General features: G+C 36.5%; 8 protein-coding genes. 6 read left to right on the top strand and 2 right to left on the bottom strand.

What is annotated here, in order from left to right; translation table 11 throughout:
* The first annotated feature begins 19 nt into the window (after nucleotides 1-19).
* The gene (locus tag ACFIK3_RS02615; protein WP_375630912.1) at nucleotides 20-1,648 is read left to right on the top strand and encodes an MFS transporter; all 1,629 of its coding nucleotides are present in this window, start codon (nucleotides 20-22) and stop codon (nucleotides 1,646-1,648) included.
* 31 nt (nucleotides 1,649-1,679) lie between these two features.
* A complete protein-coding gene (locus tag ACFIK3_RS02620; protein ID WP_273790508.1) occupies nucleotides 1,680-2,687 on the top strand; it encodes an HlyD family secretion protein in 1,008 nt (335 codons plus the stop codon).
* A 2,048-nt stretch (nucleotides 2,688-4,735) separates the two neighbouring features.
* On the opposite strand, the gene ACFIK3_RS02625 is transcribed toward ACFIK3_RS02620, so the two are convergent.
* A complete protein-coding gene (locus ACFIK3_RS02625) occupies nucleotides 4,736-5,020 on the bottom strand; it encodes a hypothetical protein (RefSeq protein WP_273790507.1) in 285 nt (94 codons plus the stop codon).
* A gap of 849 nt (nucleotides 5,021-5,869) precedes the next feature.
* On the opposite strand from ACFIK3_RS02625, the gene ispG reads away from it, so the two are divergent.
* The 3 genes from ispG (at nucleotide 5,870) to ACFIK3_RS02640 (ending at nucleotide 10,173) form a co-directional block, all read left to right on the top strand.
* Nucleotides 5,870-7,111, top strand: coding sequence for a flavodoxin-dependent (E)-4-hydroxy-3-methylbut-2-enyl-diphosphate synthase (ispG, locus tag ACFIK3_RS02630; RefSeq protein ID WP_273790506.1), 1,242 nt, complete (start codon nucleotides 5,870-5,872; stop codon nucleotides 7,109-7,111).
* Nucleotides 7,112-7,610: 499 nt separating this feature from the next.
* Nucleotides 7,611-8,762, top strand: coding sequence for an MFS transporter (locus ACFIK3_RS02635; protein WP_273790505.1), 1,152 nt, complete (start codon nucleotides 7,611-7,613; stop codon nucleotides 8,760-8,762).
* Between the two features lie 811 nt (nucleotides 8,763-9,573).
* Complete coding sequence (locus ACFIK3_RS02640; protein ID WP_375676207.1) at nucleotides 9,574-10,173, top strand: hypothetical protein; 600 nt, start codon at nucleotides 9,574-9,576, stop codon at nucleotides 10,171-10,173.
* A gap of 1,681 nt (nucleotides 10,174-11,854) precedes the next feature.
* Here ACFIK3_RS02640 and ACFIK3_RS02645 read toward each other — a convergent pair.
* Nucleotides 11,855-12,757 (bottom strand): polyprenyl synthetase family protein, encoded by a 903-nt coding sequence (locus tag ACFIK3_RS02645; protein WP_273790503.1) that lies wholly within the window; start codon nucleotides 12,755-12,757, stop codon nucleotides 11,855-11,857.
* A 425-nt stretch (nucleotides 12,758-13,182) separates the two neighbouring features.
* Between ACFIK3_RS02645 and rpmF the strand changes: the two genes are divergently transcribed.
* Nucleotides 13,183-13,362 (top strand): 50S ribosomal protein L32, encoded by a 180-nt coding sequence (rpmF, locus tag ACFIK3_RS02650; RefSeq protein WP_005774555.1) that lies wholly within the window; start codon nucleotides 13,183-13,185, stop codon nucleotides 13,360-13,362.
* Nucleotides 13,363-13,438: the final 76 nt, after the last annotated feature.

Here is a 13,438-nt window from a genome sequence, read left to right on the forward strand (position 1 = left end):
GTATACAGGAAAAGGTGACATGAGCGGAAAAAAGAGTACGGTTGTGTCTGCTAAAAGGAGCGCAAAACCCTTTCCTCGTCCTGGTCGTGTCTTTGCGGGACCTTTGCCAAAGTGCTTTGTTTATATTTTGGCTTCTCTTATTTTGCAATGGGCTTATGGTTTAGGGGCTAATATTGTTCAGTCTAATATTGTCCATCTTACGGGTGATTTTCATGCAACTTTGGCCGAGACGACATGGCTGGTAGCGGCCTATATGGCGCCAAATGTGAGTGTAGCGATTATGTTGATCAAAATCCGCTATCAATTTGGGCTACGCGCTTTTGCTGAATTATCAATTCTTGGCTTTGTTTTGGTTTGCGTGTTGCAGCTCTTTGTTACGGATTTGCGTTCTGCATTGATTATTCGCTTTTTTGCTGGGATTGCTGCTGCTCCTTTGGCTTCGCTTGCGCTGCTTTATATGATGGAGGCTTTTGCTCCAGCAAAGAAGTTTACTATTGGTCTTAGTTTGAATTATATGAATGCGGCTTTAGCGGCACCTTTATCACGTTTGATTTCTCCTGATTTGCTGGAAAATGGTGGTTTTTCCAGTCTTTCCGCTCTGGAAATGGGGTTGGTTCTTATCAGCTTGGTCTGTATCTATACTTTGCCTCTTACTCCTGTTGTGCGTAGTAAGGTTATTCAAAAATTAGATTGGATAAGCTATGGTTTGATTGCTCTTGGTCTTGGATTAAATGCTGTGATCATGTCTGTTGGCATATTGTATTGGTGGTATGAAGCACCATGGATTGGTTGGGGGCTCGCACTTGCTATTTTCTCGTTGGCTATTGCTATTATTATTGAGCTTAATAGAGAAAAACCGTTGATTGATTTACGTTGGATTTTCAGTAAAGAAATGATCCAATCTGTTTTTATTTTATTGATCTTTCATGTTTTTTTATTGGAGCGGTCAAATTTGCCCGTAGGGTTTTTTAATCTTTTTGGTTTGCTCAATCGTGAGATGGCGCCCATGTATCTTGCGGTGACATTAGGGATTCTGTTAGGGGGGGCTGTTTGTGTCTTTTTTTTACGGGCGGGGCGTGAGGATTATTTTTATTTGTTATCTTTAGGTTGTTTGGCGTTGGGAGCTTATTTAGACAGTCATGTAAACTATTTAACGCGTCCGAAAGATATGATGTTGAGCCAAGGGTTGGTGAGTTTTAGTTATGCACTTTTTTTGCCTCCTGCTCTTTTCAAAGGGTTTGTGATCGCTGGTGAGCGAGGACCGCGTTACGTTTTAAGTTTTATTGCTGTTTTTTTGTTAACGCAAGTGACAGGGGGATTGATGGGGTCGGCTTTTTTTGGCAGCCTACAGTTTTATTTTGCCCATAAAAACTTTGAGTCCTTAACACAAAATATTATTATTACTGATCCGCTTATTTCTGGTGAGATGAATACTTTATTTTCGCCTTCTTATGGTGTTTCTGTTCCCAATGGCTTGAGAAGTGAGCAAGGTACTTCTATGTTGATAGAGAAATTTAAGTTAACAGCAAATATTTTTGCTTATGATGACGTTTTTCGGCTTTATTTTTATATTTCAATGGTTGTATTCGTTATTTTTCTTGTCACAATGATTGTTAAGTCATGCTCTTTGCGCGCATTAGAAAAGTAGAGTAATGTCATAGAAAGAGGGGTGCAAAAAAATGATAAAAACATTACGGTCAAAAGCTACGATTGTTGCATTCCTATCGGGTATTACGGGTGTTTTGCTGATTTTGTGGGCTTGGAGACTTCCTCCTTTTGTGAGTAACATTCAAATAACCGATAATGCTTCCATTAAGGGCAATGTTACTCTGGTTAGTTCACAGATCTCTGGGGTGATTGCACGGATTTATGTGCAAGATTATCAACGCGTTGAAAAGGGAATGCTGCTCTTTGAGCTCGATGATTCTCTTTTTCGCCAGCAGCTTGCACGGGCACAGGCTGTTCTCGATTCAAAAAATGCAAAACTGGCAAGTATTGAATTACAAGCACAGCTTTTGCAGGGCGAGATTAATACAGCAGAGGTGGAGTTGGCGCGTTCACGAGCATTTTCCAATGTTGTTCCAGATAGTAAAAAGTTAGGTTTTGGTGATGCGGCAAGTTCTGTTTCTCGTCCTCTTTCACAACTCTTGACAGCTCTCGAAACAAAACGCCAATTGCAAAAACAATTGGATCTTGAACGGCAAAGTTTACAGTCAGAAATTTCTGGAGCGAAGGTGAGTGTTGAGTTGGCAAAACTTAATCTCGATCATACAAAGATTTTATCTCCTCGAACAGGCTATATTGGATTAGTTGGAGCGCGGGTAGGGCAATATGTTATGCCGGGGACACAATTGGTCTCTGTTATTTCTGATGATATTTGGATTATTGCTAATTATAAGGAAACGCAACTTTCTCAGATGCGTGTGGGACAACCGGTTGTTTTTTCTGTTGATGCATTGAACAACAAAAAGTTAACAGGGCGTGTGGTTCGTTTTGCACCTGCTACAGGCTCAGAGTTTTCATTGTTAAAAACGGATACGACAATTGGTAATTTTATCAAAATTGCGCAACGTATTTCAGTACGGATTGCTTTAGATCCTGGACAGGAAGGGATTGAAAAACTCATTCCTGGCATGTCCGTGGTTACCTATGTAGATACTTCGCAGCGAGTCGATTCTGGAGGATAAAATTTTGGGTTTTTTCAGTTTAATTTTTGCGTCATTTACTTATAGCAAATGGATATTCACGTTAGAAGATTTCGTTTGGTTTGCTATACTACATCTTTTAAAGCTCTTAAGCTTCTTATTATTCTATTTCATGATGTAAAATAATGTGCCTTAGAATATTAAAGCGCATGCATCTTTACTCACTTCCATTTCTTTTGAAATAACTCAGTAGGGGGGATGGAGTATTGGAAGCTTTGCCTGTCGTTTCTAGCAACATCATCTTTTGAGGTGTGGAAAGGAGGTTCTTCTTTTTATCTGAGTGTACTCTTTATGTGATATTTGCATGATGTGAGGCAGATCATTGAAAAATCTATCTCTGATAGATGTGTTGTTATTATCAATCTGTATTGTGTGTATAACAATGATGCTAAGTTTGAAAACTGTCGCAATAATCTAGCTAAAAAACGCTTATACATAATATTGTACTTTATGGGGACACACTATAGAGCGTATAAAATGTAGTTACCGGAGCAGATATAGCCGATGAAAGATGTGTAATGGTGTTGTCTATTTGTCTTTGTAAGGGACTAAATCGTTATCTATCTAGGTCAATATGCCTTCGTTTTCTTTTTGTTTTTCAGTTCCAAACATTTTACGAATATTCTCTTGTTATGTTCACTGTAATTCTTAAAGTTTAGCTCGTCCTCTAGCTTCACTTTCAGCTCTCCGTTTTTCAGCTTCAGCTTCCCATTTTCATATTCGGCTTTTCGTTTAGCTTCCTCTTCAGCTTTTTTCTGACGTTCTATGGCAAGTTCATGATCAGCTACTCGTACGTTTTCACAATTTTTTTTAGTTTAATGACTATAGAGTGGTTGGGTATAATCTTTGTGTCGTTTTCTAAATTCTTTCGCTTCACATTCTTCTTTTCTTTGTTGGGTTATTGCCGAGGCTTTCATTTGTAGAACTCGTATTCGTGAATCTGTAGGGCTGCGTAGAGTGTTTGAATGGGCTGAATTTGATCAGTATCTTTAGGACTTTTAAGTTGATCAATAAGCTGTTTTATGGTTTTTTTGTTTTTCACGCGCTTTTTCGTAAATAGCTTGTTCTATGTTGTGTTTTGGCTTTTTGTTCATCAAAAATATCAACTGTGGCTGTTGATTTTGCGTTTTTTAATGGCTCTTTAGTATAAGAATTTTTCTTTCCTCTTTTCAGTATTTTTGCTGCTGCTGATACCTGTCAATTTTTGAAAGTGACTAAAATTAGAGCGATGGAGGCCATGACTCTTTTGCTTTTTGAATGTTCTTTGTAGAGCTGCGGATGTTTTATTTAAGAAACCATGTCGTTTTTTTATTTCATCGAGTGGATTTTTAAAATGTGCAAGCTGTTGTTTTTCTTGTTTAATCTGTTCTATATTTTGGCAAAATGAGTTGGAAAAAATAGAAGAATTATTGCAAATACGCTCGTGTGAAATTCAAAGGAAAATGCAATGATTGTTGTTGAGAAACATTTCTTTTGTCTAAAGGTATTTTTTATAAAAAATACCTGGTAGTGAGAGGAGTGTGGGTTTTCAATATCAAAATATCCTCCCCTTTCCCCAATTAAAATGACAATCGGGGGCGTATAGAGTAAAAGTGTAAGCTTTTCCAGTATTAATTCTTTATTTTTAGTCTATATACATAATGAAGTTTTGGGAAGGCTGGGAAATTGGGGGAAGTTTTGGATTGAATATTTGAGTTGTTATCTTATTGTCCCGTGAATATCCTCATTTTAGGTGTGGTATCAGGCATCTTTTTGATGCGTTAAGTGTTTGTGTGGGGAGCACATTCGTTGTAGGGCTTGTTTGTTGCCTTTAGAAATGTTTTCCTTTGAGGGGTGGTGATGTGAATCGCATGCGTTGATAGGTTTCCGATAGACAAAAGCTGGATTATAGACTGGCTGGATGGCTGGAAAACTTATCCTTTTGGGAGAGGGCGTAAAGTTAGGAGAAAGACGTAAAGTTTATATTTTGTAAACCATAAAAATGCCCGCTTTGAATCGGGCATTAAAAGGGAAGGTTATTGATTGTGTTATTAATGTTTACGGATTAGCAAGAAGCTTACTAAAACAATTCCTGCTGCTAATGCGAGGGTTTTTTTAGGATTTTCTTTCGCTTTTTTCTTTAATTCTGTAGCATGTTCGTTGAGGTGATAAAGTGCGTGACGGCCTTTTTGTTTCCATGTGTTAAACAGCTCAGAAATGTTTTCAAAGCTATCATTTTGAAAACTCCAATGATTTACGGGGACCAGCTCTCTTTTTAATTGTGCTATACGTTTTTTAATTTTAGCATTTTTTCTATGGGGTGAAAATAGACACATTTATTGACTCCTTCATGTGTTAAATTGTTGCGTGACAGTTGGAATTGTGTTTGGGGTTTTGCTATAACGGCTTGAAAATTGAAAAGTTGCATTGATAATGCCGCGCGTGGGTGAGATGAAAATTAAGAGTTTGAGTTTAATGAGGCATTTTTTAATGTGTCCGAGTTCTTTTCATGATGGTTTTTGTTAAGGATGTAAGGTAAAAATTTTTACAAGATGGTGTAAGATTCATCATAAAGATGGTGGGCGATGTCTTCATTTTTTTGTTTGTTTAAAGTGTTGGGATATCTTTTGGCACTTGAAATAGTTTATAAGGAGTTTTTATCTACATATTCTCTTGTGGCTGTAGGGAGTGGTATTGATTGATTCAATTAAGAAGATTTAAAATGAGGAAATCTTACGATATTTGGGTTTAGCATTCAAATTTGTAAAAAATAGATTATTATAAATCAATATGTTGGATTAATTTGGCGATGTCTTTCATGCATTTTAAAAATGGTGTTTTGTTAGGCGTTATCTGTTGTGTTGTAAAACACTGTTTTGTGATGACGTTGATGTAAGGTATCGGCATGCAACTTAAAAATACAGTATTGTCTCTGTTTGGTTTCAGTTTCTTTTTGAATCAACCAAGTGTAGAAGTATAAACTTGAACAGAAGTAGTAGAACTTATCCGGTGCGTCTATAGAATGAATCCACCTATGAGTTGAATTGCATCAGTGTTAGTAGGTAGAACCTTTTGAGAGCAATCTGTTAAGATTGGTGGGCGGTGTAATTTTCGTCCTTTGAAGCGCGGAGGAAGTCAATGTAAGTAATGATTGATAGCGCAGGTTTTAAAAATTTGAGGACTTGATGAATACGACCTATTTTTTATCTAAACCACTTGAGCGTCGTCGATCTGTTGGTGTTGCTGTTGGTGATGTGATCATTGGGGGGCAGAGCCCGATAGTTGTACAGTCAATGACCAATACAGATACCGCTGATGTTGATGCAACTGTTGCTCAAGTGGCTGCTCTTTGGCAAGCTGGTTCACAATTGGTTCGAATTACTGTTGATCGCGATGAAGCGGCGGCTGCTGTACCAAAAATACGGGAGCGATTGGAGAGGTTAGGATTTTTTGTACCATTGGTTGGGGATTTTCATTATATTGGTCATAAGCTTTTATCTGAGCATCCTGCGTGTGCTGAGGCGCTTGCAAAATATCGCATCAATCCTGGAAATGTTGGTTTTGGCGCAAAAAAAGATCGTCAATTTGCAGAAATTATTGAGATTGCTTGTCGGTATCATAAACCTATTCGCATTGGCGTGAATTGGGGCTCTCTTGATAATGCATTGTTAACACGGCTTATGGATGAAAATGCACAGCAAGAAAATCCTTTATCGGTTGCTGAAGTGATGCGGGAAACTGTTGTGCAGTCTGCTCTGCAATCGGCTCTTTGCGCTGAAGAGATGGGGTTGGGACGTGATAAAATTATTCTTTCTGCTAAAGTGAGTGACGTCCAAGATCTTATTGCTGTTTATACCACCTTAGCGGCGCGTTGTGATTATGCTCTTCATTTGGGATTAACGGAAGCTGGGATGGGAACAAAGGGCGTTGTTGCTTCTTCGGTGGCTTTGGGCATTTTATTACAGCAAGGGATTGGCGATACGATACGAATTTCCTTAACGCCAAAACCTGGTGGTGATCGGACACGAGAAGTAAAGGTGGGGCAAGAACTTTTGCAAGTGATGGGGTTTCGGCAATTTTTGCCTGTTGTTGCGGCTTGTCCTGGTTGTGGGCGCACAACCTCAACGGTCTTTCAACAATTGGCGCAAAAAATTGAAGCAGATTTATACAAAAATATGCCTATTTGGCGTGAAAAATACCCTGGCGTTGAAAGCTTGAAGGTTGCTGTGATGGGATGTATCGTCAATGGACCGGGGGAGTCAAAGCATGCGGATATTGGAATCTCTTTGCCTGGAGTGGGGGAAAGTCCTGCGGCACCTGTTTTTATTGAGGGACAAAAGGTAAAAACTTTGCGGGGTGATCACATTGCTGAAGAATTTGAAGCACTTTTGAGTGATTATATTCATACACGCTTTGGGCAAGGTTGAGGTAAAAATCGCATAAGGCTGAAGTAAAAATGGTGTGTCATTTTTTAAAACAAGCTGTCTTCAATGTGAAGAGGGTGCTGTTGTATGCTGCTTTAGCTATGGTCAATACTGTTGTTGGTTGCTTATTATTTTAGGTAAAACCAGATGATATACCTGTTTTAGAATCAGAAGCTTATGAAGGATATTAATGAGTTTAAGTGTGTTAAGACTATTAAGCAAAACGATATGAATACTTTAATAGATCCGTAAATGTTGTTGCTGGTTTTTTGGCTGCTCTTGAGACAGTAAAATATTTAACGGATTCTTCAAATATCAAATTATAGAAAGAACATTGTTTATTGATTTTTCAGGCATTTTCCCAGCATTTTTTGGGGTATCAAATTGATAGGATTGGAAATCCTTATAGCGATTATAGTCCTATTTGTCGTAAAATATAAGCTTTTATATTGACATAAAATGATGTATACGGGTGCCTTTTTGGGCGTTATTGGGGGAATGCATGACAAGTATATTAGCGTTTGGCTTTTTATTTAATGGTATAAGGATTTTAACTGGCGCCTTTATTGTCTTTTATATGCTTGAAAAAGGCTTAACGCTTATTGATATAGGTGTCATTAAGTCGTTTCAGGCTTTTATTATGATGGTTACCGATATTCCTCTGGGATATTTTGCTGATCGAAAAAGTTATAAAATATCGATCGTTTTGGCAGCTGCTTTTGCTGCTACATGGCTCTTTCTCATGGGATTTTCTACAAGCTTTTATGGTTTTCTTTTGGCAGAAACTTTTAATGCCTTATCGCTAACATTAATTGCTGGGGCTTATAATGCTTTACTTGTTCAATATGCAAAAGCAAAAGTGACATCCACTAAAAAAGTGCTTGGTTCCAGCTCTCAATATAATTACATCGGCATGTTTATATTCAGTTTAATCGGGGCATATTTTGCTGATTATTCTAGCCAATATATATGGTATATCGCGGCGTTTTTAATGTTGATGACAACACTATTTGGTTTGTTTTTTCTTGATGACTTGAAGGGGGAGAAAAAACCAAATAAAGCGAATTCTCTCATTTGTGAAGCTAAGGAGATGTTATCTATTTTTATTAAAGTTCCTTATATCTCTTTATGCTTTTATTTTTCATTGATTTTTTTCAATATATTCTCGCAGTATTGGCAGTGGATATTTAAAGATTATGATATTAATGTCACTTATTTTGATCTTGGTGTGACATTTTCATTGATATTGCTCTCTCAGCTCTTGGCTAGTTTTCTCTTTACAAAACTAAGTGAAAGAGTGAATTTTATTTTACTGTTGTTTCTTTCGGCTTCACTGATTTTTACCGTTGCTTTCTTTGAACCAAGAAAAGAAATTGCTGTCATTTTAGTCTGTATGATTTTTTATCTCATTAAGTATACATATCTTCGTGTAGAAGTTGTTTTGCATGATAGTATTAGTGATCATTTCAGGGCTACATATGAATCTTTCTTGTCAACCGTTGGGAGATTTAGCTTATTGGTATTTTTTTACATGAGTGCGTATATGGTCAATATATTTGGCTTTTTCTCACTCGTTTATATTTTTGCTATTTATTTATTGATTTACTTGTTGGCAGTATTTTTTTTAGAAGGAACTCTCAAAAAAGTTCAGTGAAAATATTAACTTATTACGATACGTGTTTTATAGGGTTTCATAGTGGGGCAAGGCTTTTATTTATTAAGGCACATCGTTGTTTTTGCATGTTGAATGAGAAAGCTGAATAGTGTCAGTTACTCTTATTTAAAATCTATGTATGTTGAAGCAATCAAAGTCATCCGCTTGTCCTTATAAGTAGGCGTGGCATAATAATCGTTAAAAAGGAAATAAAAATGCTGCTCATGAATATTGCGCCAAGAGTTGCTGATAAGATTGGACGCTGATAAAGAAAATGATTGTGCTGGATTATATGCTTATTAAGGAATGGTGATGGAGCAGTTTCCCCCATTTTCATTGGTTCCTTGCTGGTAACACTTTATCTCATTAGAGCTAATTTAAACAGTCGGACAATTTATAGCCTGTCCTCATAAGAATTCCCTTATGATCGATTTTGATATTTTGATGATCTATTTTATTGTTGGTATATTTAGCGGATTTTACCATTGCCTCCTTTAAAATATCAATCATCTTGTTGAGATATTTTCTTACATCTTTCATTCTCATTATAGCTCATTTTTGAGTATTTTCTCTTTGATTGTGGCGTTAGCTCTGTATTTTCTGATGTTAGAAAATACTCTTATCCAGATAATAAACTTATCTATGGAAACTTTGAATGATATCTCCCCTCTTTGAGAGGGAATAAAACCAAGTACAGAAATATTGTTGAGTACAATTTGCTACAAATAAGCCACAAGAAAACAGCATATATTGATATATTTGATAGGAATCTGTTAGGCTGTACAAATTGTAGTTATTAAAAGATAAAGCGGTGAAATCGTTATCCATAACGCATATTGTAACATTTATAACTCTTTTTTTTGTATCCGTGTTGTTGGGATGTACGCGCGTAGATAGTCTAGAGCAGTACAATAACCTTTACGAAGAATATATAAGTGAAAAATACGAGGTTTTTGAACATTTTCAAAAGCAGGAACAAGCAAGAAATTTCGTCTATAGCCGTGGCTATCAGAATATAGCGCCCAAATTTGATATTATATGGCATCGTCACATACTGATTGTTTTATGTGGACGTTTTGTTAATTTATTGCGCGGTGATTATAATGAGGAGATGTCATGGGCAATGTTACCTAATGTCATAAGCAGTTTGCGGAATGACTATAATTGGAGAGAAAGCGATTTTATCTGGGCTTATAATATGTCTATGAATTCTACCGACCCCATGATTGATTATGCGAAAAAATTTCTTAATTCTTCAAGTGGAAATGGTATTAGCCCAACAACACAAATTATTGACCTTGTGTCTAGTATGAGAGCTGGTCATGATGACAATACTAAACAAATAGCGCGTTTTTGCATAGAGCTAAACACGATATATGACATGATGAAACCAAGAAGAATTTACAAATGACATTTAATGGGTAATGGGTAAAATTCTCTCGAAGGATATTAAATGGCTATAATACTCTTGATAATCGCGGCATTTTCTTGGCCATGTTGCATGTTTTTTTATTATGGCTTCAAAAGGTGGACATATTTTCCAGCTTTTACAACAGGTATAGGCTCACTTACAATGATGCTCTTCATTTTAATAAGAAAATTTCACTTGAAGGAGGAAATTTGCACTTGGATTGAAAAAACTACTTATCACAAATTAGATTGCGCTATTATATATAATAATAAGGATTTTCTTTATCTTTCTGTTGCAATGATCATTCTCTGTTTAATCTTATCAATTCTCTTTTTATGCGATGAATTGAATAAACGAGATAAAGAGTGTGACGAATTAAAGTTGTACAGTGATCATGATTATTATTCAATTGAAGTTATTACACACTTTTGTAAATAAAAATGTTTCTGCTTTTGAAGGAGCATGCCGACACAATCATTCACTTTTCTCGCCCCTAATGTTGCGGACAGCCCTTGGCTTTTAAGACGGTTCATAAGAGGCATTTTTTTAGTCTTTTCTTTGATGTTTTGCCCCACACGGCTTTTCCCGTTTGTGACGTGCAAGCAAGTGATTTTGATTGATTTAACATACACAGATTTGAAATGAGAGAATCTTACGGTATTCAGGGTTCTTATTCAAGTTGAAAAACCACGAATTATCATTATAAATCAATGTGTTATATCTTTCTTGCTAAGAAAAGAGAGATCGGTAATAATACTGCTTTGGTTTTTCGTTCTATTGAAATTAGTGGTTTTATTTATCCTGTTATGCCGTAACATACTGTCATTTGAGGGGTGGTGAAGGTATCCTGTTTGATACATTAAGTATTTTAAGAAGTGCATGGTGAATATTCTTAAGTCTTGTTTATCGCGTCTTTAGTTTAAGTGAATCGCATGCGTAGAAAGCGAGAGAAACCTACTCGGTAGGAAACTAGACTGTTTACAGAGCAGATTAGGTTAAAAGACTTTGTTCTTTGAGGGTGGCATAAAAATCAAAATAGCCATTATGTTCATTTTTTTCTGATATTTTAAATACGAGCTTCAAAAAAATGATGCTTAAACTAAACAACGAGCACTTTTGTAAAAGTGTTTTTAGAGAGCAAGCAATACACGAGTGAATTTACAGAATGTAAGCATATTTGATCTTCTACAACAAGATAGCGTGGAAAGGCATAAAAATTACGATTCTCTACTGAGGGCATTTACTTAGAGCATTGTACTTCTTTTATTGTTTTTTACGGGTTTATAAAATGCCTGGTTTTATACTTATTCTGTTTATTTTTTGCCTTATCGTTAGAAGATTAAAGACATAAAGGAGAAAACGAGTTTTCCTCTTTCGGTCGTTTTTTATTTGGCTTTAAAGCATCTACGGTAATATCTTTTAAAGCATAGTGATTGCGCATTGTTTCACATTTTCTTTCATTCTTTAATGGAAGGCATTTTTCATGCAAAATAGGATACCCAGAATGCATTTGTGTTATAAATTCACGCGGCTTGTTTTAATGAAATTCTTCTTAAGATTTGTCGCACCCATTTCATGATAAGGACTATAATGGAGATTAATGGTAACGTTTCTTTGAAAAGTCTATTATGCATTCAATAAATATGATGGTGTACACTATGTACAATATGGCGGATGAAGTTTAATTTTGGCGTATTGCACTAAAGTGTGCTGCTTGTTGGAGGGGGAGTGCTTTAGCGCCAAAAGGATGTAAGAATGCTTCTGCTTTACTGATGAGTGTATCTCGCTTTTTTTGGGTTTCTTTAATGCCGTAAAGATGAACAAAAGTGGCTTTTTGTGCCGTTTCATCTTTCCCAGCCGTTTTTCCTAGGGTTTGCGTGTTGGCGGTGACATCAAGAAGGTCATCGGTTAATTGAAAGGCTAAACCAAGATAGGTACCAAAATCAGTAAGCTTTTCAGTTAATTCTTTAGATGCATTGCCAATGATGGCACCTGCTTGGCAAGCAAAGCTTATCAGGGCTGCTGTTTTCATGTGTTGTAGAGTGATAATGTCAGTACTTTCTTGCGGTCTTTTTTCAGCTTCAAGGTCCAGCATTTGTCCACCTAACATACCGCCAAGCCCTGCCGATTGTGCAAGAGACGTGATCAGCTTGATTCTAATATCTGTAGATAAAATACTAGCTTTATGAGCAATAATTTCAAAGGCAAATGTTAAGAGGGCATTGCCTGCTAGAATTGCTGTTGCTTCATCAAATGCTACATGGACAGTGGGTTTTCCACGCCGGAGTATATCGTTATCCATAGCGGGAAGATCATCATGAATGAGCGAATAACAATGGATACATTCTAAGGCACATGCAACATCAAGAGAATGTTCTACAGGGACATCAAAAAGTGCAGCACTTTGAATTACAAGAAAAGGACGCAAGCGTTTTCCACCGTTCAGCACACCATAACGCATGGCTTTGATTAAGTTTTTAGGGCGTGAAATTTCACCATTTTGGATTTGATCACTTAACAGGGTATCAAGCCGCTTTTCAACGGTGTCTCTATGTTTTGCAAGAAGGGTGGTAAATTCGTGCATTCTTGCTTCCTTTGTTTTTACAAAAATGAAATTATGAAGTTTAAAGAGAAAGGTTGTCGCTTTTTCTTGTTTTCATAAATTGGCGTCGTTTTTTATTAAAAATCAACTTCTCTTTTTATCCGTATCTCTACTGTATGCGCAAATCCCTTTTTAAACCAAATAAAAATTGAATGAAGGTCTTATAAAAAAGCTTTCATTGGTGTATAAAATTCTCAAATTTTGCAGTGTTTTTGATATTCCTTTGATTATTGTGACACCATTTTTGATAACAAGAAGGTCATTTTTAGTAAGAGGAGGATCATTTTGACATTGCCTCTTCTTTTTTATCAGTGTATAATATCTTAAAATTTTATGGTGTTTTTAAATGAAGCATTGTCATTTTTGACATTGCTTTTTCTGTTTTAATGGATTTGGAGTGTCTTTTTATGGCTGTACCTAAACGAAAAACCTCTCCAGCGAAGAGGGGCATGCGCCGTTCGGCTGATGCTCTGAAGGCGCCGACTTATATCGAAGATAAAAATTCTGGTGAATTACGTCGTCCTCATCACATTGATTTGAAAACGGGAATGTATCGTGGGCGTTCCGTTTTAGTGGTTAAAGACTGAGCGTTTTCTTTCTTTTCCAGTGGTGAACTTCTTTTATTTCATCGATCAATGCACGCTTGGGGCGTGCATTTTCGCT

Origin of the sequence: Bartonella sp. CB10SXKL (assembly GCF_042195515.1) — a bacterium.
Classification (GTDB): domain Bacteria; phylum Pseudomonadota; class Alphaproteobacteria; order Rhizobiales; family Rhizobiaceae; genus Bartonella.